The 23,908-nt window shown below is 66.5% G+C and carries 7 protein-coding genes; 3 read left to right on the forward strand and 4 right to left on the reverse strand.

What is annotated here, in order from left to right:
* Positions 1-11 precede the first annotated feature (11 nt).
* Both NA5_RS11485 and NA5_RS11490 read right to left on the reverse strand, forming a co-directional pair.
* Entirely contained in the window at positions 12-1,169 is a 1,158-nt protein-coding gene (locus tag NA5_RS11485) for an NADH:flavin oxidoreductase (protein WP_084484049.1), read from the reverse strand.
* Positions 1,169-1,762 carry a TetR family transcriptional regulator gene (locus NA5_RS11490; RefSeq protein ID WP_371856406.1) on the reverse strand — a complete coding sequence of 198 codons (594 nt, stop codon included), beginning with the start codon at positions 1,760-1,762 and terminating at the stop codon, positions 1,169-1,171. The genes NA5_RS11485 and NA5_RS11490 overlap by 1 nt, the downstream gene beginning before the upstream one ends.
* A gap of 108 nt (positions 1,763-1,870) precedes the next feature.
* Between NA5_RS11490 and NA5_RS11495 the strand changes: the two genes are divergently transcribed.
* Positions 1,871-2,245, forward strand: coding sequence for a DUF488 domain-containing protein (locus tag NA5_RS11495; RefSeq protein WP_062984829.1), 375 nt, complete (start codon positions 1,871-1,873; stop codon positions 2,243-2,245).
* Positions 2,246-2,257: 12 nt separating this feature from the next.
* Here NA5_RS11495 and hrpB read toward each other — a convergent pair whose 3' ends face one another.
* Positions 2,258-4,675 (reverse strand): ATP-dependent helicase HrpB, encoded by a 2,418-nt coding sequence (gene hrpB / locus NA5_RS11500; RefSeq protein ID WP_062984831.1) that lies wholly within the window; start codon positions 4,673-4,675, stop codon positions 2,258-2,260.
* A 321-nt stretch (positions 4,676-4,996) separates the two neighbouring features.
* Between hrpB and NA5_RS11505 the strand changes: the two genes are divergently transcribed.
* Both NA5_RS11505 and NA5_RS11510 read left to right on the forward strand, forming a co-directional pair.
* Positions 4,997-6,151 (forward strand): FIST signal transduction protein, encoded by a 1,155-nt coding sequence (locus tag NA5_RS11505; RefSeq protein WP_062984834.1) that lies wholly within the window; start codon positions 4,997-4,999, stop codon positions 6,149-6,151.
* On the forward strand, positions 6,148-6,909 hold the full coding sequence (locus tag NA5_RS11510; RefSeq protein WP_062984836.1) for a Mut7-C RNAse domain-containing protein: 762 nt from the start codon (positions 6,148-6,150) through the stop codon (positions 6,907-6,909). Before NA5_RS11505 ends, NA5_RS11510 begins: the two co-directional genes overlap by 4 nt.
* A 74-nt stretch (positions 6,910-6,983) precedes the next feature.
* Here the strand turns inward: NA5_RS11510 and NA5_RS41780 are convergent, their stop codons facing one another.
* Positions 6,984-23,906 carry a helix-turn-helix domain-containing protein gene (locus NA5_RS41780; RefSeq protein ID WP_157110341.1) on the reverse strand — a complete coding sequence of 5,641 codons (16,923 nt, stop codon included), beginning with the start codon at positions 23,904-23,906 and terminating at the stop codon, positions 6,984-6,986.
* Positions 23,907-23,908: the final 2 nt, after the last annotated feature.

The raw sequence follows: 23,908 nt of genomic DNA on the forward strand, positions 1-23,908 counted from the left end.
TGGGCTTGTTGTCAGACGAGGGGGCAGTGCGTGCGGGTGTAGATGGTGGGCATGCATTCGTTGCAGTGGATGCAGGCTGAGCGCGTGCTTCGATCGGCTCGGATTCGGAGAAGGAGGTCTGGTTCGCGGAGCAGGGCGCGGCCCATGGCGACGAATTCGAAACCCTCGGCCATTGCCGTGCGCATTGTGTCGAGGTCGGTTATGCCGCCCAATAGGATCAGCGGCATGGAAAGTTCGCTGCGGAACCGGCGGGCGTTTTCCAGTAGGTAGGCGTCGCGGTAGGGGTATTCGCGGAGGAAGGCGCGGCCCATCAAGCGGAAGCCCCAGCGTGCCGGTGCGGGAAGGACTTTCGCGAATTCCTTGCGTGGGGCGGCGCCATGGAACAGGAACATCGGGTTGAGCAGGGAGCTGCCCGCGGTGAGTTCCAAGGCGTCCAGTGCGCCGTCCGATTCCAGCCAGGCGGCCACCTGCAATGAGTCCGGGAGCGAAAGGCCGCCGCGCACACCGTCTTCCATATTCAGCTTCGCGGTTACCGCCAAGCGGTCACCGACCGCCTCGCGCACGGCCAGTGCGACCTCGCGGGCGAGTCGGGCGCGGTTGACCAGTGATCCGCCGTATCGATCCTTGCGCCGGTTCAGGAGCGGGCTCAGGAATGAACTCACCAAATAGTTGTGCCCGAAGTGGATTTCGACCGCATCGAAACCCGCCTGCTCGGCCAGACGTGCGGCATTCGCGTAATCAGCTGTAATCGTGGCGATTTCGGATATGTCCGGAACATGCATGGGACGCATGCCGAGTGGGCTGAACATTCGACTCGGCGCCAGCGCGGGTGCGCGGTTCGATGCGGCATTGGCCACCGGGCCAGCGTGGCCGATCTGGGCGCTGGCGGCGGCGCCTTCGGCGTGTACGGCGTCGGTGAGTCGGCGCAGTCCCGCAACGGCTTCCGGGCGCATCCAGATCTGGTGCCGGTCGGTGCGGCCGCCGGGCGATATCGCGCAGTAGGCGACGGTGGTCATACCCACGCCACCGGCGGCGATTTCGCGATGGAAGTCGATCAGGTCATCGGTGACCAGCGCGTCCGGTGTTCGGCCTTCGAAGGTGGCGGCCTTGATCACCCTGTTGCGCACAGTGATCGGGCCGAGCTTCGCCGGTGCGAATATTTCGTTCATCATTTCTCTCCTGCCGCGGTCAGTCCGGCGACCACGAAATCGCGCAGCGTGCGCACCGCCTCGTCCGACAGTTCGCGCTCACCCGTGCCCACACCACCGAATTGCACGATGATCAGGTCGAATGCCAAGCCCCAGCGCCGCCGACTCTCGGGTTCGCTCAACTCCGGTAGCAAGCCGACCCAGGCGTCCATGCGAAACCAGTGCCGACGCCACATCGTCGGGTGCCGACCGAGTACGAATTGCGCCAACAGCCGCAGGTGCAACCGCCCGACGGGATCGGCCGCCAATCCGATGAACGGCTCGATCACCGCATCCACCAGCGTCGCCACCGAACCGTGCGCGGCGGTCACCTCGGTCAACCGTTCGGCCCACATTGACCCGAGCCGGTCCTCGAGCAGCGCCGCGACGAGTGCTTCCTTAGAGCCGAAGTGATAGTGCACCGCAGCGGGATTGGCCCCGGCCGCCGCGCAGATCGCCCGCACCGACACGTCGTCGTACCGCTCGGTCAGCAAGAGTCGCTCGGCCGCCAGCAATAGCCGTTCGCGCGTGCCCGCCGCTGCCGCCTGTTCCACCATGTCCGAAGTCAACCACATTCCCATCATCGATTCAATCACTGATTGAATCGATGATGGAGGAATAGCATAGGAGCCACCTCTAGAGCTCCACGCGAGGAGAAGTGACCAGCTCGGGACGGGAGCATGATGAGCCAGCACGTCACCTACCGGAGAATCTATGAAGCGCCGATTCCGTCGGACGGCACCCGCGTGCTCGTCGACCGGGTCTGGCCGCGCGGGATCCGCAAGGACGACGCGCACCTGGACGAGTGGATGCGCGACATCGCACCGTCGACCGAACTGCGCAAGTGGTACGGACACCGGCCCGAACGCTTCGCCGAATTCCGTCGCCGATATCTGGCCGAACTGCGCGATACACAGCACCGCGACGCCGTCGCACAGCTGCGCGAGATTGCCCGCGCGCATCCGGTGACCCTATTGACCGCCACCCGCGACGTCGACCACAGTCAGGCCGCCGTGCTCGCGAATTGGATTGCGAAAGAACCGAATTCGCCCGACTGAGGCGTCGGGGCGCTAACCGACGTTACGGGCGGTGCCGCGGTGCGCGGGCACGCTGGTCGGATCCTCCGGCCAGGCGTGCTTGGGGTAGCGACCACGCAGGTCACTGCGGACCTGCGGCCAACCGCTGTGCCAGAACGACGCCAGATCAGCGGTGATCGCGACCGGGCGTCGAGCGGGCGACAGCAGGTGCAGCACAATCGGGACTCGCCCATCGGCCAGCGACGGTGTCCGTGTCCAGCCGAAGACCTCCTGCGCCTTGACCGCGAGCACCGGCGGGTCGGTCGAGTAATCGAGACGGACACGGCTGCCGGAGGGGACCAGCAGCCGCTCCGGCGCGAGTTCGTCCATCCGCGCGGCATCGGGCCACGGCAGCAGGCGGCGCAATGCCTGTCCGGCGTCGATGCGTTCCAGATCGGCGCGGCGACGGGCGGTGGCGAGTTCGGGGCCGAGCCAGGCATCGGCATCGGTAAGCAGTGATTCGTCGTCGACCGGCGGCCAGGGAGCGCCGAGTGTGCGGTGCAGGAATTCGAGGCGCTGACGGAGGGCGACCGCGTCGGAATCCCAGTGCAGCACAGCGAGTCCGGTCGAGGTCAGACCGCGTCGCACTGCCGCGCTGAGCAATTGACGGTCCGGATCACGAATCGGCCGCTCCGACAAGACGATCGCACCCAATCGCTCGACCCGACGGGCGACCACATCACCGTCTGCCCAATCCACCTCGTCCACGATCTCCAGCAGATTCGATGCCGCGCGGCGGGCGAGCTTTTCGTCGGCGACGGCGGCCGATCGGATCCGCCCGTCGGAACGCCCCGGATCGCGGGTCGCCACCGCGACCGCCAACCACTCCGCATCACCCAACCCGGAACCCGGGGGCAGCGTCACCGCGGTGCCTCCGGCCATCAGATAGCTCGCCGAGCCAGGACTACGCCGCCGCGCCAGGCGTTCCGGATGTGCCAGTGCGACAACGAAAGCCGGATCATCGGCACCGTCCGTCGCGTCGACCAACCGGGACAGGCGCTCGACTTCCCGCCGCCAACGCGGCGGCCGCTCACGTCGCAACGCGCGCAGACCGGCCACCAGATCGACGCCGGGCATGAGGGCGTCATCGTCGAGGAGCGCGACCACTTCCGCGGCCGACCGGGTGCCGACCTCGGCGGCACCGTCCAGCAGCGCCCGCGCCAATCGGGGATGCAGGCCCATCTGTGCCATGTGTCGTCCGCGCTCGGTCACCTCGCCTGATCCGGTCACGGCTCCCAACGCGCGCAATACATCTCGACCAGCAGCCAGCCCACCTTGCGGCGGCGCGTCCCACCACGCGAGGCCATGCCCGTCGGGAGTGCCCCAACATGCGAGTTCCAATGCCAGCCGGGTCAGATCCGCCGTGCGAATCTCCGGCTCCGGATAGGCGGGCAACGTGCCGTTCTCGTACTCCGGCCAGCAGCGCCATACCTTTCCGGGAGCCTCGCGTCCCGCCCGCCCGGCCCGCTGCTCGGCCACCGCAGCCGAAACCCGCACTGTCGCAAGGCCGGACAACCCGCGTCCCCGATCGATGCGCGGCACTCGAGCCAGCCCCGAATCCACCACGGCGCGCACACCGGGCACGGTCAAACTGGATTCGGCCACCGCAGTGGACAACACTACGCGCCGCCGCGAACCGGGTCGCAGCGCCGAATCCTGTCCGGCTGCGGAAAGCCTGCCGTGCAGAGGAACCAGATCCGCGTCTACATCGGCCAGAAGATCAATGGTCCGGCGGATTTCTGCCGCTCCGGGCAGGAAGACCAACACATCCCCGTCGATCCCGGCGAGCGCCGCACGGGTGGCGCGGGCCACCTGCGCTTCGCCGCGTTCCCTCGGCAGCGGCGGAACATACGTCGTCTGCACGGGATAGGTCCGCGCCCGCACTTCCAGCACCGGCGCATTTCCCAACAGCACCGAAAGACGTTCGGCCGCAATGGTTGCCGATGTCGCGAGCACGCGCAGATCCGGCCGCAAACCGGCCCGCGCATCCAGCAGCAACGCCAACAACAGGTCCGCGTCGAGATGCCGCTCATGACATTCGTCGAGGACGACGACGTCCACGCCCGCGAGCTCGGGATCGCCCTGCAGCCTGCGCACCAACAACCCGGATGTGACGACCTCGATCCGGGTCCGGGCACTCACCCGCCGATCTCCCCGGACCGAATATCCAACCGTCTCCCCCACCGACTCACCCGACAACGCGGCCATCCGACCCGCCGCCGCACGCGCCGCCAACCGCCGTGGCTCGGCCACCACCACCCGCCCGACAGTGGCCAACGCCAACGGCACCAACGTCGTCTTCCCGGTTCCCGGAGGCGCGACCAACACGGCGGTGCCATGCTCGGTCAACGTCGCGACAATGCGATCGAGCACACCGCGCACGGGCAGATCAGGAAGTTCAGGCCGTTTCATTGCCAACCAGTCTGCAGGCCCCGGCGTGCCCGGCGGTGCCGCCCTGCCATTTCGGTAACGCCACGCTGTCGGACGGCCGAAGGCGGTCAGCCGAAGAACAGCGGCACGACGGTTGTCGCAATACATGACCGGCGTCCTCGAGCTGCAGCGGTTTACTCGGAGACGCTTCTGAAGTCCGACAGGAATGTCGACCTCGGCACTCCCCCGGCCGAATGCTTGCCCACAGCAACCCTCTGACGGCGAGGTTTGCTGTAATTCACGTGAACTCCCTTGTGCTGCAACACTATCCGCATCAACACGCGGGTTCGCTACGATGGAAAGGTGCGGATCGGAGTCGGTCTCTCCACCGCGCCGGGAGCGCGGCAGGCGGGCATGGAAGCCGCAGCGCACGCCCGCGATCAAATCGCGGGCGAGACGCTGTCGCTTGCTGTGCTGCTGGCCTCACGAGCCCATACCGACGATGCCGCGGCCGTCCTCGCCGCAGTTCACGAGACGGTCCAGGTGCCCGCGCTCATCGGATGTGTGGCGCAGGCGATCGTCGCGGGCCGCCGCGAGATCGAGGACGAGCCCGCGGTGGTGGTATGGCTGGCATCCGGATTGCCCGCCGCCGAGACCTTCCGGCTGGACTTCGTTCGCACGGCGACCGGAGGACTACTCGCGGGCTACCGGTTCGATCCGACCGCATGCGACTTCCATCTGCTGCTGCCGGACCCGTTCTCGTTCCCGGCCGACATCCTGCTCGAGCACCTGAACGCCGATCTGCCCGGTATCACCGTGATGGGTGGGCTGGTGAGCGGCGCGCGCGGGCCGGGCGGCTGCAGGCTGTTCCACGACCGCGATGTGCTGACCTCCGGCGCCGTCGGCGTACGACTCCCCGGAATGCACGGTGTTCCGATCGTGTCGCAGGGCTGCCGACCGATCGGCTATCCGTATATCGTGACCGGCGCGCGTGGCGCGCTGATCACGGAATTGGGCGGCCGACCGCCGATCCAGCGGTTGCGCGAGATCGTCGAGATGCTGCCGCCCGACCAGCAGGAACTGGTGACACACGGGTTGCAGATCGGCATCGTTGTCGACGAGCATCTGGCAGTACCCGGACAGGGCGATTTCCTGATCCGCGGCCTGCTCGGTGCCGACCCGACCAGCGGCGCGATCGAGATCGGCGAGTTCGTCGAGGTCGGCACGACCGTGCAGTTCCAGGTGCGCGACGCGGTCGGGGCGGACGAAGATCTGCGCGCTGCCCTGGTCCGAGCCGGTTCGGACCTGCCGGGACGCCCAGCGGGGGCGTTGCTGTTCACCTGCAATGGACGGGGTCGCCGGATGTTCGGGGTCGCGAACCACGACGCCGCGGCGATCGAGGACCTGCTCGACGGCATACCGCTGGCAGGCATCTTCGCCGCGGGCGAGATCGGTCCCATCGCCGGCCGCAATGCGTTGCACGGATTCACCGCATCGATGGCGGTATTCGTGGAATGAGCGTCGACCTGCGGGTCTACGCCGAGCTGAACGAATTCCTACGGCCCGACGAGCGGTACACGGTGCTGCGTCGACCGTTCCGTACGCACCAGACCGTGAAGGACGTCATCGAGGCGGCCGGTATCCCGCACACCGAAGTCGACCTGGTGCTGGTCAACGGCCGACCGGTGACCTTCGGCCAGCGCCCGCGCGGCGGCGACCGGATCACCGCCTATCCGGTGTTCGAAACCCTGGACATCGGACGGGTTACCAGGGTGCGTCCGCTCCCACTGCGCGAGCCGCGCTTCATCGCCGATGTCAACCTCGGCGGCCTCGCCAAGCTGATGCGGCTGATGGGCCTGGACGTGCGCTGCCGGTGGGACGCCGACGACGCCGCACTCGCCGAGCTGTCGGCGGCCGAGCACCGGATCCTGCTCACCCGCGATCGTGGACTCCTGAAGCGGCGCAATGTAACTCACGGCGTGTACATCCGGTCGGACCGGCCGATCGATCAGATCGTCGAGGTGATCCGACGGCTGGACCTCGTCGAACGCTTGGCACCGTTCACCCGCTGCCTGCGCTGCGGCGGCGCCGTGGTCGCGGTCGCCAAAGCCGAGGTAGAAGATCGGCTGCAACCGCTCACCCGACGCCATTACGACACGTTTCGGAGATGCCGCGACTGCGGGCGGATCTACTGGCAGGGCTCGCACCAGGTCCGACTCAGCGCCACGGTGGAGACGATCCGCACCCGCCTCGATCAATCCTTTCTGGGTCAGTAGGAGTACCGAACTGCGTTCCGAGACAGTCTGTTTCATTGGGGGATGGCCGATCTGGGCTTGGCGTGGCGCCGAACTCATCGGTCGGGCGACGGGCGGTCCGGATGTTGCGACCACGGCGTAGCCTTGGGTGGCCGGGTCGAGCCCGTGGATGGCTCGGGTATCCGAAACCCGCCTCTGGCAACCTCGGCGCGCAGGAGCGCCAACTTCTCGACGTTCGCCGTCCATATCTCGTCGACCCCCAGCCCGATCACCGCACGCATCCGACCGGAACCGCCGACGCCCCGGACTGCGAGACGCATTCCCCACTCATGGGTCAGCCACACGAAGTCCTCGGACAGTAGCGGGTAAGGCACCGCGACACCGGTAGCACCCCTGCGGCGTGCCTTCTCGAGGAGAGTGTCGATACTCTCCGCCCGGGGTCGCACCGCGCGAGCCATCCAACCGAGGGTGCCGCGAATACCCGCGGTGGTCGTCATCAGGGAGTTGATCAAGAGCACGCGGTGACACTCCGGGGCCAGCTCCGCAGCCGCCGTCAGTACCCGCTGATCGAATGCGTGCATCTCCCCCTGTACACCGTGACCCGCCAACGTGGCGACAACTTCGGCCACTTTCGTCCGGACCTCCTTGTCGGACCAGCGCGGACCGGCATTCACTTCCACCGCCAGCGTCGCATCCTCGAACGCTGCCGACCGACACACGGCATCGAGACCGGCCACGTCCTCAGCGCCACGGCCGACCCGCACGCCGATCGCGTTCACGCCGAGCACGAGCGCGTCCGTGCACGCCGACCCGGAATCCACGAGCCCGTCCGCCCCGAGTTGGACGGCGATCCTCGGACCTGCCGTTGGTGCAGGCCGCGCTGGCGCGGCGTGCGGCTCAGCATCCGCCGACGTCGCCGCAGGCCCCCAATGCTCACCCACCCCACGCTCGGCCTCTCGATTGCCGCCGTCGGCGTATCGCCCGCGCTCGCGGTCGATGGGTCGCACGCCCAGCCCGCGGCCAGATCGACGGCGCTCCACCCGAACAAGGGCGTCGCCGCGTCCGGCAGTGATCTGCGCGACGTTGGCCAGCGCTTCGGTAGGCAGCCCGGTCGCCGGGTCACGATGCAGATAGCCCTGATGCACGGCCTCGGCGCCCGCGAAGTTCGGTGAGGCGGGGAACTCGGCGCCGATTCGTTGACCGCCGAAGGCCTCGGTGGCCGGATCGATGCCGTGGCCGAGTCGCGGGTTCACGCGGCTACGCGCGCCGGGCCGGTCCGCGCCGAATATGGTCACCGGATCGCGCCACGACGCGAGGACATAGATATTCTCCGCGCCGATGCCGAACTCCTCAGCATGACGAACCGGGCCCGCTCCCGGCGACCCCGCGAGGATTATCGAGGCGACCATGCCAGCGAGCCTGCCGTACCTGCCCGCATAGCATGTCGTAACCGAACCGTAGCTGTGCCCGTAGAGCCGGATGGCGAGCCGGTCGGGGGTGGCGGTTCCGGCAAGACGTCTGGTGGCGTGGAATGCCGCGATATCGCACAGCAATCGATGGCCGCCGACGCGTGCGCGGTCTCGGAGGGCGGCTTTCGCGAATCCGGTGTTCACCGGCCCGGTCGGCGCGTCGTACCCGATCCAGATGATCGACGCCAGCTCGAGCGACGGATCGACGCGCAGTGTCTCCTCGTACAGGTTGCGCAACGGCTTGAACTGGTAGGCCAGCGAGGAAGAGGTCGTATTCGTCCCGGGCACATGCCAGTTCACCGTCTGCGCGGTGTCCACATTGCCGAGCGCGACGACGGCCTTGCCTTTGCCGTGGAAGGCGGTGGAATCGTAGGACAGCAGATGCACCGGAGGACTGCCCACCACTTCGGCGGCCTGCCGGTCCAGCTGTCGCAAGTGATTTCGAATGTGGATCAGGTTGCCGAGCTGTTTCCGCTCGGCGGCGGTGAGTCCGGTCCGGATCCAATCGAGCATTCCCACCCCGACCGGCCTGCGGGCGATGAACGCGTCCAGATCACGGCGGATCGACAACCGGTTGGCGTGGTCGCGGATCACGGCGGACAGACCGTCGGCATTACCGATCTGGTGCGGGTAGACCTGGATGAGTGCCCGTTGCGTACTGCTCAGCCCGCCGGGTGCGTCCGGGTCGCTCAGCGAATCCCACCACTGGCCGTTCTCGGTCGCACGACGTTCTGCGGCGTCAGCGAACAGGTGATCTCCCGGACGTTGCAACGTATCCGCGTCGTCGAAGCCGCCCGCACGCAGCGCCTCGTCGGCCAGCCGCCGCTGTTCGTCATCGAAACCGTGATCCACCGGCAACGAGCGCCAATGGTTGTTCGCATCGGCGTGCACGGAACCGGTGCCGTTGTTGTCCGGACGCCCCGGCTCCTCGGAGGAAACGGTCGCCGGATGGGCGCCGCTCGGGGCGGTGGTGCCGCCTGCACCCGGCTCGTCAGCAGGCAGCCCGTCCTGGGGCGATCGGCTGTGGGATCGATCCGCGGTCACCGAGGAGGATCCTCGACGGCGGCCCCTGGACCGTTCGGCCGACGCCGGTGGGTTCTGCCGGTCCATCCAGCCCAAGACCGCGTCCAGACATTCGTCCGCCGTATACGTCTGGGCCGCTGTGGAATTCGCGTGCGGCACTCCGCTCTGGTCGAAACCGTATTCGTCTACAGCGGACATTCCGGCACTCGTCGCGATCCGCTCCGCGACGTGGCGGACGATGTCGACCGCACGCAAAGCGCGCACGGAATCGTCGGGTTCGAACGGGCCGGGCGACGTCTCCGGTCCGAAGCGGTTGACCAGGAGTTGGCGTTCGGCGCTCGTGAGCTGGTCGAGTGCCGTTTGCAGGTCAGCGGGACTCGCCGCGGCCAGCGCGGTGGCCAACACCGTGTGCGACCGGTCGTGTTGGGCCGCAAGGGCAATCACCCATCGACGAGCGGCGATGAGCGCCATGCCGCGAATCATCGGTGTATTCGCTCCCGCTCGCAGTCGGCTCAGCGCTGCCCGTTGCTCCGAGCTGAGCCCTTGGACAGCGTGTTCCATCTGCTCTTGGCTCGCCGCGGCCAGCAGTTCTCGCGGGTCCGGCTGGTCGGCGCTCGTCAATGCGGCGTACATGGCTGCTCGAAAACGCTCGGACTCGGATTTCGTGGACGGCAGAACGGCAGAACGGCTCGGCGCCACCCGTTGATTTCTGAGCTTGCGGCGAACACTCGCCAGGTGCGCCCGCACATCGCGCACCGAAAGATCGAGCGCCGCAGCTATCTCGTTGTGTGTCATGTCCTGTCGCACTCGAGCGAGTACTTCGGTCTCGCACGCGGTGAGCGGGACCAGGTCCGGCGTGTTGTCGGCGGGTCGCTCGGGGATCAGGTGCGATGGTTGTTTACGGAGTTGACCATCGGAGTGCGGTTTGTCCCCGCGAGACCACGGCGTCGTCTGGCCCGATACGGGGCGTCGTGCTGGCTCGTCCTGGTCGTGTGGCTTGCTGCCGATCCCGCCGCTCGGTTTCGGAATCCCCTGGCCCGGTTCCGAATCGCTGCTTCGCGCAGGTGGCTGATCCGGTTCCGCCCTCGTGGTCCACGGTGTCAGCGATACCGGTTCCTGTTCGCCCGCGGCCACACCCGCGGGGGCGTCCGACTTCGAATCATCCTCATGCGGCCTGCTACCGATCAGGCCACGCGCACGACCCGGGGCCGGTGGATCATCCTGCAGTGGGAGATCGACCTCGAGGTCCGGCGTGACCCGCGGCGGACGCCCAGTGGTGACGTACTCGTGGATCGCCCACTGCGGCGAACCGACCGCCACACCATGAATGTCCGCCTCCGCGAACCCGACAGCAAGCGCCTCCTCATCGTTCAATACCGTCTTGGCTTCGTTACCGAAGGCGTACTGCGGCAGCCGAGCGATCCAGGTCCACCAGTGCTCGTCGACCAGGCCGAGCCTCGACAACTGTGAATAGGTCTGCCCCAGCACCTTTCGCAGGTTCTCCGAAAGCCCCTCCTTGGCATCGATCGCGTGGATGAATTCGTGGACGGCGTCGTGGTGGAACGGTCTATCGCCGATCGGATTGATCCCGTCCGCACGCGATCGGATACCGAATTCGACAAACGGGGCGGGCCTGGCCGCATGGTGCAGGCTGAAATGAATCCGCTCGGTTCGACCCGCCGCTGCTACGCGATCTACATGCCAAGACGTTCTGGCACTGGCCTTCGTATCGCCGAGGTAATCGATCCGCAGTTCCCGGATATTGGTTCGGCCCGGGAATCTGGTGAACATCTCATCCAGCCCACCGAGGATCTCTTCGACGACATGGGCGCGCACCTGCGGATGGTCGAACCCCACCATCGTGAGATACGGATACTTCAGGTTGAACACCTCGACCAACCGCGCCTTGGCCGCCACATCGTCACTGCGCCATTCGTCGTCGAGCCCCGCACGATGCAACATCTCCCAGGGGGTGGGCACGGCGTGCCGTTCGATCTGTGCCAGCGCTGCCAAGTACCCGCGGTGCATGTCGAGCAGCACATCTCGGTGTTTCTCGGGAGCCGGATAGCTTTCGATCCACGATTCGAGGTAGGTCACCCGCTCGCGAATGTCCTCGACCGCCCACCTCGGCACGGTGTTGTCCAACCACACCTCGCGGCCATCGACACGTTTGACGAACTTCGCCGCGAACACGCCGGTCGGCGTGGCGTCGACGTCGGATCGGGCGCGCCCGCCCATCACGTCGTCGTGGGGACCCATACTCCACTCTCGCCCGGTCCGATTCGTTCTGGTCACCGCATCGAACAGGCCGAGCAGCACGGCCGAGGACGAGTCCAGAATCTCCGGGGACAAGACATCGAAACTATGCCCGGGCCGCCCGTGGGGCGTGAGTTCCCGATAAACGCGGTCGTCTTCCAGATTCAGCATCGCGTGGGCGACCGGAGCACCCATGACAGCGGCGAGCTTGGCCTGCAATACCTGGATGTCCGCTTTCAGCGGATCGGAATATGTCTCCGCGAACACCCGCAAGCCGTTGCAGAACGTTATCTCCTCGACCCGCAGCCCCAGCGCATCCTCCACCAAGAACCGTTCCGCGATACCGGAATCCAGACCCGCCAGCACCGACTCCTCGAACCCGGGACCAGCAAACGCACGCTCACCAGGCGAACCCTCGAACGGCCTGCTGCCGACGAAACCGCGCTCATCACCTCCCACCGGCCGGTTGCCGATCAGACCACCCGGGTTCGGGCTGCCCTCGCCCGACTCGGGATCAGCGCTCTGTACCGGCAGCTGATCCTGCTCCGCCCCCGCCTCGGTCCCCGGAGTGAGCGTTGCCGGACCTCGCTCGCTCGCGGCCACCTCCCCCGATCTCCCCGGATCGAACGCATCGCGCAGCCGCGCAACAGCATCGGCGAAAACCGCACCCGCGGTCGCGACCGGCAACGCCACTCGTTGCGCAACCTCGGCCAAGGGCACGCCCTCGACCAGATGCAGCATCACCAACCGCTCAGCGGCATCCGGATCAGCCATATCAGCAAGCGCGGCACGAACTGCCGTCGCGAAATCGGTATCGGAAGGCCCGATGGCAGCAGCCGGATCGTCCACTCGGTGCACGGTGGGCCGAGTCAGAATCGTCCGCGCCAGCATGACATCGGCCATTTTCAATCTTGTCGCGCGGGCAATCTCGGTGTTGTCGGGAGCCGCACCCGCGGCAACCATCCGGTCGATCTGTGCTCTTACGGCGATGACTTTCCGCAGGGTGCGATCGTTCAGCTCCGCGAACTGATGCTTGTGGTGGTATCGCCGAATTGCTCTGTTACCGCTGGCCCACGCATGGGGGGCGAACGGCGCGGCGGGGACGTGGTCGTCGATCGCGCTCAGAATCCCCATCCACGCGGCCTCCCCCGCCTCGTCTCGGGTATCCGGAGACTCACGAAGCGCCAAGGCATTCCGTACCCAGATGAACCTCTTGCAGATCTCGTCCCGGACCTCGCGCTCCTCCGGCGAACCCACCCTGCTGACGACATATCGATTGAACAGATCTACTTCATATCGATCACCGGACGGCACGAAACGATCGCGATCGTAGAATCGCTCGACGGCCTCCAGCAATACATCTCCCCCGACACCCAACGCCGCACAGAGCTGCCGAAACTTCCGCAACCGTGGACGAAACCGTTGGTTTTCGATCTGGGAAATGGAATCCCGCGGCATCCGCGCTCGGCGCGCAAGCTCGCCCCCCGACATACCTGCGTCATTGCGTAGCGCCGCAATCCAGCTTCCGGGCGACCCAGGGTCGTGCGCGGCGGGCTCGATATCGAGATTGATATCCGAATAGAAGTGACGGGCGGCGGCCCGCAGCAGTTCGTCACCGACCCCCAGCACATCGCAGATTCGCCGGAATACCGCGAATGTCGGCCTGTTCCTCCCGGATTCGATTCGGTAGAGATGGCCCTTACCGGAACCGATCGCCTTCGCGACCTCGCTCTGGGATATGTCCCGGTCATGTCGCAGCGCCACGAACCAACTGCCGGGCGATGCGGGATCGTGCGCGGCGGGATCGAGGTCGAGGTTGAGCTCCCGATAGAAATGGCGTGCGGCGGCTGCGAGTACTTCCGGCGCAACTCCCAGTGCCCGGCAGATCCGCAAGAAGACGAACGAATTCGGAGTGTGTCCGCCCTCGATTCGGCTGACAGATGTTTCCGGTATGCCCGCGATCCGGTCCAACTCGGCTCGAGATATGTCCTGGTCATAGCGCAGTGCCGCAATCCAACTTCCGGGCAACCCAGGGTCGTGCGCGGCGGGGTCGAGGTCGAACTCGATGTCCCGATAGAACTCGCGAACCGCCTCCGCCAGCACTTGCTGCTCTACCCCCAGAACTCGCGCAATGCGCAAGAAGAGACCAGGGCGCAGACTCTCCCGGTTGTTCTCGTAGACCCCGATGCGCACGGGATCCACACCGACCGCGTGTGCAAGGACCGACTGGGTCATCCCCTTGCTGTTACGAACAGCGCGCACCCAGTCACCGGGCAACCGATGGGCAGCTACACCGGTATCCAGCGGGACATCCGAATAGAACTGTCGGACAGCGTCATTCACCGCGTCGTCGTCCAGTCCGAGTGCTCGGCAGATACGTTGAAAGGAGCCGACCCGCGGCTTCCGCTGCCCGCTCTCGATAGCGGGCAGCGCGCTGTTCGCCAGGCCCGCCGCTTCCGTGAGCTGTTTCCGCGTCATCCCCCGCTCGAGTCGCAACGCCTTGATCCACGCACCCCGCGCGGCATCCGAATGCGAATCGTCCTCATGTGGCCTGCTACCGATCAGATCACTCGGACCGCCACTCTCACCCGTCGCACGTTGGTCGTCATCTTCGTCCGGCTCGGTATCGTTGCCGCGCGTCGACCGGCCGGACTCCGTCGTCGACACGGCCCACGGTGTCGACAGTGCCGGGTGCGCTTCGCCCGCGGGGACTTCCGCGGATGGACTGTGGTTGAAACCATCACGCAGCCGCGCAACAGCATCAGCGAGAACCTTGGCCGCGTCCGCAACCGATATCCGCAACCGTTCGGCGGCATCGGCCAGGGGCACACCCTCCACCAGATGCAGCATCACCAACCGCTCCGCAACACCGGGATCAGCCATATCGGCCAGCGTGGCACGAACCGTCACCGCGAAATCGGTGTCGGAAAACTCCGCGGCAGCAGCCGGATCGGCCAAATCCCGAGGAAGCGACCCGTCCGTGCCTCCGGTCGGCATATTCAATTGCACGGCGGGCCGAGCCAGAATCTCCCGCGCCAATACGACATCGGCCACCGTGTAATTCACCGCGCGCGCAATCGCCGCATCGTCGTACGGCTCGCCCGCGGCAATCATCCGGTCGATCTGCGCTCTTACTGTGCTGACTTTCTTCAGGGTGGGGTTGTCGAGATCCGGGAACGCACGCGCGAGACGGTAGCGCAGAATTGCTCTCTTACCGCCGCCCCAGGCATGGGCGGCGAACGACGCTGAGGGGACGTGGCTATCGATCGCGCTCAGAATCCCCATCCACGCGGCCTGCACCGCCTCATCGCGGATATCTGGAGATTCACGACGTGCCAACGCATCCGGGACCCACGCAACCGTGGCGCAAATCTCGTCCCGGATCGTCTTCTCGTCAGGTGAACCCACCCGGCTGACCACATATCGATGGAAAAGAGCTACTTCCTCCGGGGCACCGGAACGCTCATAGCGATCCGCATAGAATTGCTCGAGCGCCTCCAGCAGGACATCACCACCCACACCCAACGCTCCACAGAGCTGCCGCAATCTCCGCACCGGCGGAAAGCGCGTCCCGAGTTCGACGGCGGAAATGTAGGGTTGGGACATCCGCGCGCGACGCGCAAGCTCTTTCTGCGTCATCCCGCGCTCGAGTCGCAACTCCTTGATCCAACCACCCAGCAATGTGTGCGGAGGAGGATTGATGTCGAGCTCCGGATAGAAGTGGCGGGTGGCGGCTCGTAGGAGTTCGTCACCGACCCCGAGCACATCGCAGATCTGCCGGAACAGCGCGAATTCCGGCCTGTTCCTTCCAGATTCGATATCAGACAGATCCGAGCCGTACCCGATCGCGTTCGCAACCTCGCTTCCGGACATGCCCTGATCGTGTCGCAGCGCCATGAACCAGCTACCGGGCAACGCGGGATCATGCGCGGCGGGATCGAGATCGGGATTGACACCTCGATAGAAATGACGAACGGCGGCGGCGAGTACTTCCGGCGCAACTTCCAGTGCCCGGCAGATCTGAAGGAAGACAATCCAGTTCGGAGTGTGTCCACGCTCGATTCGGCCGACAGATTGTTTCGGTATGCCCGCGGTCCGGGCCAGCTCGGCCTGAGACATGTCCCGGTCATAGCGCAAGGCGGCAATCCAGCTTCCGGGCAACTCCGCGTCGTGCGCGTCGGGATCGAGAGCGAACTCGATATCCCGATAGAACTCGCGAACCGCCTCCGCCAGCGCTTGCTGCCCTACCCCCAGAACTCGGGCGATCCGCAAGAACAGACCAGGCAGCGGGTACACGCCATTCTCTATTTCCGTGACGCTCGTCGGCACAATATCGACCGCACGTGCGAGATCAGCCCTGGTCATACCCTTGCTGTTACGAAGAGCCGCCACCCAGCCACCCAGCGAATCATGGGCGGCCACAGCGGTTTCCACGTCCACGTCCCGATAGAACCGCCGGATGGCCTCGGTCACAGCTTCACCATCGAGCCCGAGTGCCCGGCAGAGCTGCTGAAAGTTGCCGAGCCGTGGCGTCGACTTCCCGCTCTCGATCATGGACAGCGCGCTATTCGTCAGGCCCACAGCTTGCGCAAGCTGTTTCTGCGTCATCCCCCGCTCGAGCCGCAACGCCTTGATCCACGCACCCCGCGCGGCATCCAGCTGCGCATCGGGCTCATGTGGCCTGCTGCCGATCAGCCCACCGGGGCCGCCCGAATCCGGATGATCCTCATGCGGCGGGAGATCGACCTCGAGATCCGCCGTGACCCGCGGCGGCCGACCGGTGGTCACGTACTCATGAATCGCCCACTGCGGCGACCCGGCCGCCGCGCTGTGAATGTCGGCCTCGGCGAACCCGACAGCGAGCGCCTCCACATCATCGAGAACCGTCTTGGCTTCGTTGACGAAGGCGTATCTCGGCAGTCGAGTGAGCCAGGTCCACCAGGACTCCTCGATCAGTCCGTCATCGGACAGCTGTCCCCAGGTCTGCGACAACATCCGTTGCAAATTCTTCGACAGCCCCTCCACGGCATCGATCGCGTGCACGAACTCGTGCACGGCGTTGTGGTGAAATGGCCTGTCGCCGACCGGGTTCAAGCCGAATTCGAGAAACCGGATTCCGCGTTTCACAGTCTGTGCCGGGTTGGCCGCATCGCGCAGGCTGAACCGCATACTCAGCGTCCGGCCCGCCGCTGCGGGGTCCGCATAGTTGTGCGTTCTGGGGCTGTTGGCCTCCCAGTCGGTGTAATCGATCCGCAGTTCGCGGATATTGGTCCGGCCCGGGAACCTGGTGAACATCTCATCCAGCCCGCCCAGGATCTCCGCGACGACATCGGCGGGCACGTCCGGATGATCGAACCCCACCACCGCGACGTGCGGATAGTCCAGAGCGAACACTTCGACCAACCGCGCCTTGGCCTGCGCTTGCGCATCGAGCCCGGCGCGATGCGCTCGCTCGCCGAAGGTATGCACGGCATGCCGTTCGACCTGCGTCAGCGCGGCCATGTATGCACCGTGGATATCGAGCAGTGCCGCTCGGTGTTTCTCGGGCATCGGAAAATTCGAGATCCAGGTATCGAGGTGCGACACCTGCTCCCGGATGGCCGCGACCTCCCACGTCGGCATGGCGTGGTCCAACCACACCGGACGACCGTCGATACGCCGCACGAACGACGACGCGAACACACCGGTATGGCTGGCGTCGACATCGGATCCGGAACGTCCGGCCATCACCTCGTTGTCGGCCATACTCCACTCGCGCGCCGTCCGGTGCGTCCCGGTCACCGCATCGAATAGGCCGAGCCGCAGGGCCGAGTCCGAGGCCAGAACCTCCGGGTCCACAACCTCGACGCTGTCCCCGGGCCGCCCAGGGGTGAGTTCCCGATAAACGCGGTCGTCCTCGATGTTGAGCATCGCGTGGGCGACCGGAGCACCCATGATGATGGCGACCTTGGTCTGCAATACCTGCACCAGCGCGTCCATCGGATCGGCATACGTCTCCTTGAACACCCGCACGCCGTTGTCGAACGTCAACTCCTCGACCCGCACCCCCCGCGCATCCTCGACCGGGAACCGTTCCGCGATACCGGATTCCAGGCCCGCAAGCACCAACTCCTCGAACTCCGGACCAGCAAAGGCACGCTCATCAGGCGAATCCTCGAACGGCCTGTTGCCGATCAGTCCACCGGGACTATCGTTGCGGCCGATCTGATCATCCGGTGCCCATGCGTCACCGGTATCGGCCGTCATACTTTTCGCGAGTTTGCGCGCGCTGGCCGGGGTTGCTCCTGCCCGGTGGAGGCGGGCGAGGATATCGGGGAGGGGGCGGCTCGTCTTGGTCCACTTGCCTTGGATGTTGTGGATGAGCTGTCGAGTGGCGGTTGCGGCGGCACTATCGATGGCTGCGCGTATGTCGGCTCGGCCGACGAACTCCCTGGCCTGCTGCTCGGCCTCCTCGGGTGGCAGGTCAGCCAAAGCGGTCCGGCGCTGCGTTTGAAAGGCTGCCTGTTGTTTTTGTCGATATTCCTCGTAGCACGACATGACGAATCGTTTCGCGTCCCGTGTGATGTCCGGACTCGATTCGACTCGGTGGATCAAGGCGAATGCGTGCTGCAGGTTCCGCGCGTTCGCCGTATTCGCTTCTGCCAGATATAGATCGGCGAGAGTGCCGGGAAGACTGACCTGTACACGGTCGGCATAATGGGCCATATCGCTGACGAGTGTGGCGGCCCTGCGAGCGGCCGCGGCGTCGATGGCATGGCGCATCTCAGCGCTGCCCATGTATTCCCTACCGGCCTGCTCGGCCTCCTCGGCTGTCATCCCGAGTTCGTTCACCAGGGCGGTCGAGCGCCGCTCCCGTAGTGCCGCTTCCTCTTGCTGTCGGTATTCCTCGTAGCACTTCGTCACGAAACGCTGTGCGTCCCGCGTGATCTCGGGACTGCTCTGGAAGCTGTCGACCACGGCGAGGGCCAGGTGAAGGACCTCCGGTGCGGCCGAAGCCTCGTGTTCCTGCCGGGTTTCGAGTGTGGGCTCGACCGGGTCGGGGATGTCGTGCGGGTGGCCGCCGATGCGGGCGGGTTCGGCCGACGGGGGAATGTCCGACTTGTCGAGCGGGTCCGCGTCGGTCCTCGACGGCAGATCAGCTGGGCCCTCGCCATCGACCGGCCAGCCCGGCTGTATCGCGTTGATTTCCTGCACCAGTTCCGCACTGACCTCAGCCTCCTGGGATCGGGGCGGGGTTTCGGTGACGAGTGCGTCGCGGTGCGAACTGCCGACGAGGTTGCCATCGACGTCGAATTCGATGGTCTCGAATCTGCGTTTGTCGGCGGGCAGTTTGCCGATGAACTTCTGCTGCTCTTGGCGCCAGGTGTCGAACGGAACGGCCTTGGCCAGCAGCGTGCGGCGGTTGCGGAGGTCTTTCGGGCCGTAGTCGGTGCCGATGTCGCCGTCTCGCGAGGCCGCGAGGTCGACCACGACCAGTTTCGGGGCCTCGCCCGGCTCGCTGTCGTTGACCACCAGCACCATGTGGTCGTCGGCGATGCCCGTGGCGTTGGGGCTGCCGGTGGCCGGGGTGCCTTTCCATTTGTAGACCAGGACGGTGATACCTCCCGGCCGAGCTCTCAGCGATTCGGCCACACCATCCAGCGATCCGGCATTCTCGAGTGGGGCGCCGAACACATTCGCGACCGCATCGCGGCCGTGGCCCGCCAGTGTGCGGGACGGCATCTCGATGTCGCGTCCGCTCAACACCCGCATGCCGGTCACAGCATTGTTGACGCAACTGTTGGGGCTGCGGCGGTGGATCCGCATGACCAGGTCGAGCAGGGCCGCAGTGGCCAGATAGTGCGATGCCGCGGCGATAACGTCCTGGGCTACCGGATTCTCGGCTACCCGGTCCGCCGATACGGGGTTCGCCGAGATGGAGGCGGCATCGTCGCGGGCGGCATCGTCGCGGGCGGCATCGTCGCGGGCGGCATCGTCGCGGGCGGCATCGTCGCGGGCGGCATCGTCGCTGGTGGCCGACTCGGTGGTGGCCTCGGCGGACAGGTGGTGATCGACTGCTTCGCCCAGGATGTCGCGGGCTATGGCGGGCGTGATGTCGGAGGCGGGATAACCCAGTGTTTTCGCGAGATTGTTTCTGGCTTCGGTCAGCGCGGGGTCGATCGTGCGCATACCTTCGGCGCCCTCGATGGCCTCGGTGTCCCAGCCGAGTTTCTCGGCCAGACGGTCCCGCTGCGGCACCAACTGATCCAGCGCCTGCTCGTCGGTGAGCCCCGCGTACTGCTCAACCGTTCCGCGTGCGGTCGCCTCGACATGCTGCCGCAACGCCTCCACCGCGGCGGGCGGCAGGCCCGTCCGTTCCAGCAGACCGCCCAGCGGGTCGGCAGCGCCGTCCTGTTCGAGTGCGGCGATGGCTGCGGCGGGGATCCCCAGCACCCCCGCCAGGCGCGCGGCCGGGCCCGGCGAGTAGTCCGGCTGACCGACGTCCGTACTGCCCTGGTAGCGGAACGCCTCAGCGGCGGCGAGAACGGCGGCCGGGTTCTCGGTGAGGTAGGCGTGGTGGCGGATGAAATCGGCGGTGGCGTGGCGGAGCGCGCGCTGTTGCAGTTCAGGCACCAACGAGCCGAGGTCGTGGCTGGCCTCGACGAGGTTGTGATGTTTTTCCGGGGTGGGGTCGCTGCGATGAGCGGCGGCGGCTTGGTCGTAGCGGACCGCCGCCTCGCGTACCCCGTGCAGGTGCATTGCCTTGCGGATCAGCGCGTCCTGCGGCGACATCAGCGCCTGCGCGGCCCCGCGGTCCCCGTTGCGGGCGGTGCGGTTCTTGGCCTGCTCATGAATGTAGGACTGCTCGGGGACTTCGGTCATCCACACGAACATGCCGCCCTTGGCCTGCACCGCCTCCGATACCGCGATATCGACACCGCGCTGGCCCTGCCGGTTGATCACCAGGATCTTGCCCTGCTCACCGGCGGCATCGAAGACCTTCTGCAACTGGCCTTCCCACTCCGCGCCCCACCCGGCGATCCGGTCGGCGTCGACCGCCTCGATCGCCTCCCTCGGCACCCCCTTGCGCACCAACGCCTGCACCTGCCTGTCGACCAGGTCGTTGCGATGACACAAGATTTCCTGGGACCTGCCCCGGCCTCCCTGCCACACTCTGTGCGCGCCTTCGGCGATCGCGCTCAGCTTGGCGCGGGTATTCGCCACCACCTCGGGGGCGCCCTCCATCAACCGCTGCTCCTTTGCCCGGTCGACTCGGTGCGCTTCTTCCAGACCGTAGATCTTTTCCAGCACGGGGTTGAGGTCCGCGAGCGTGCCGGAGGCGCCGGTGACCTCATCGAAAAACCGGTCCTGCGGGCGTCCTCCCGTGCGATAGATTTCCACCGCGTTGATGGTCTTGGCCGAGTCGGCGTCGGCGCGCACCACGATCTGATGCTGCTCGGCGCTCATGTTGATGGCCTCGGCCGCCCGAATCTCCTTGGCCTCCACGGCCTGAGCCAGGCTCGCCTTACCCTGCTCGGCGCTCCACCGTGATTCGCTCGAGGTCGTCGGGTTGCGTTGCAGACCGTGTTCGCCCTGATCGATGATGACGATCTTGCCCGCATCCATCACGTAGTGGGTGCTCTTGCGGCAGGTGAATTCCGCAGCGGCGGCCATCTCGAGCCGCGACAACCCCATCCCTGCCAACCACTGTTTCCCGCCGGGAAGCGCCTCGACCTTCTCCCGTCCCCCCGGCGTCAATTCCGCCCGACCGTCGTACCAGAACTCGTGCTCAGGAGTTCCGTCTGGATACTCGCCGACTTCTTCGATGATCCGCGTGAGACCGAAATCCTCATGCGACAGCGTCCCTTTCGCCAGCGCCTCGGCGAGGAAATCGTGCGCGGCGAACACCTCGCGTGCCGTCGCCTCTGGCGCGGCCCGCTCCACCCCTTCCGACCGGAGGAACTGCCTCTCACCACGGTCGATGATCCCGTCCATCTCATCGATCAACGCGTGGCGCGGCGGCCGGTGACCGGCGTTGCACAGATGCCCGACCGTTTCGCCGGTGGCCACCACGACGGCCGGGCGACCGTCGGTGACCGGCCCGAAACCGCGCTGCTGGTCGGCACGGAACACGTCGATCCCGAAATCGGCCAAAAGCTGTCGATACCTGGTGAATTCGCGGTGGGCCAGCCCATCGGTCGTCGTCACCAGAAGACAGTCACCGTGACGCACCGCGCGCTGCATCGCCGCCGCCATGAACATCAGCGACTTGCCTTCGCCCGGCTTCATCTCCACCGGACGCCTGTCCAGCGCGTGCAACCCCTCCGCCTGCTCGACCCGTAATACCATCCCCCCGGGTACGGCGTCGCTGATCGTGCCGCGCCGAATGATCTCCGTCGTCGCGATCATCGACTTTCGCGCGTCGGTGTCGAACAATCCGGCCCTCAACACCTCGTCCGGAAGGTTGCACAGCCGCAGCTGCTCCGGAACCTGATCACCAGAACTGGCGTGGAAGTCGGCCAACAACTCCACCGCGTGGTCACGCGCGCTCGGCGCAGGCGAACCGGCACTGTCGACCGGATCCGCGGCCGGGGCGGCCGACACCTCGTCGCCCGTTGCATCAGCCAGGACGCTCCGCTCCGCCGTGAGAGCGTGCTCCTCGTTGCCCGGCAACCGGTGTTCCCCCGCGGCAGGGGTTTCGGCGTCGCCGGTGCCCGTGGCCGGGCGGGCGTCAACCGGGGTCTGGTGGCGGGTTTCATCCTTCCCGGTGTTGCCTTGCTCGTGGTTCGCTGATGATCGGTGTTCGGCGGCGGCAGGTGTTTCGGGCCCCGTGCCGACCTGACGGGTCGAAACCTTCTGCGGCGCAGAGGTTTCCGCGCCTGCCCTGATCGGTCGTGGCGCTGTCGCATTCGTGTGGGCAACCGGTTCGCCCCGCTGTGGACCCGTCTCAGAACGCGCCGCCGACCCGGCCGCAGAGTCGACTCCGACCTGAGGACGGCCAGTCGCCGCATTGTGTGGCATCGAGCTCGATGCCGCGGGCGGCCGCGATTCGCCGGACTTGACCGGCGCGGTGTTTTCGCGCACTCCGGCCGCTGGCACTTCCGGCCGCGTGCCCGCGGCGGCCACCGGATCCGGAGTCGACGCCCACGCCGCCTTCGCAGCCTCCCACGCCTGCTTCGATTCCGCGGATACCTCGACCGGCGGCAGAGCCGCGGTGTCCTCGCCGCGTACGGCTGCGGGCCGGTCGGGCCGGGTGAAAGCGCCACCGCCGTCGATCATTGCCCCCGTCGGCGCACCCGATCCCGGGCGAGCCAGGGCGTGAGCGTGCACGACCCCAGCGAAACCGCCGTTGAGCAACGGTGCCAGCACATGATCGAAATGGTCCGGCCAGCCGGTCACCAACGCCGCCGCACCCAAACCGGCCACCGCGCCCGCAGTGCCGTGCACCAATCCGAGCGCCAACCGGCTGCCCTCGATCCGGGGAATCATCTTCGGCGCGAACCGGCCCGCGACCATGCCGCCCACCGCACCACCCGCACCAGCCAGGGCCGCGACTTTGATCGATGTCAGATCGATGCCAGTCGGATTCTCGCCGTTCGAGCCGATCACGGCGAGGGTTCGATCACCGGAGGCGGCCTGCAGCGCCTGCACACCCGCGTCGACACTCACCGGAAGCGCGGCGGCCTTGGCCAACGTGACAGGCAACTGCAGCGGCCCCAGTGCCGACAGCCGGGCGGCCGTCCGCGTCGCGCCGGTTCTGAACGCCTGGTCCAGGCCCGCACGCATCACCGCGACAGTGCCGCGCCCCTCGATCAGCATCGACTCCGCCACCGGCACCGCCGCCACTTCCCCGGCAGGACCAGCCGCCGCGGCAGCGGACAGCACACCGAAGATCCGCCACGCCAACTCGATACCGAAAACGAACATCACACACAGCGTCTTCTCCGCATCGTTGGCGGCCGCCTGCACCTGATCGGCCAGGGCCAGCGCGTCGTCACCGAGCCTGGCCGCACCATCCCGGTGTAACCCCAATGTCTCGCGCAGCCGTTCGCCGAGGATGCCCACCGAGTCCTCGTGTGCCAGAAGCTCTTTCGTATCCTCCGAGCGATCGCTCAGCGCGGCTGCCTGCGCACGGAACTCCGCGGCCATCCGACGCATCCCGGAAATATCGGCACGCGGCAGCTCTCCCCCGAACACCACCATCTCGATCGGACGGCGCACCACAGCAGGCAGGCTCTCGAACGAATTCCGCAGCTCCACAACAGGGTTCAGCGACAACGAACCGTCCACCG

It is taken from the genome of Nocardia anaemiae NBRC 100462 (assembly GCF_001612725.1).
Lineage (GTDB): Bacteria > Actinomycetota > Actinomycetes > Mycobacteriales > Mycobacteriaceae > Nocardia > Nocardia anaemiae.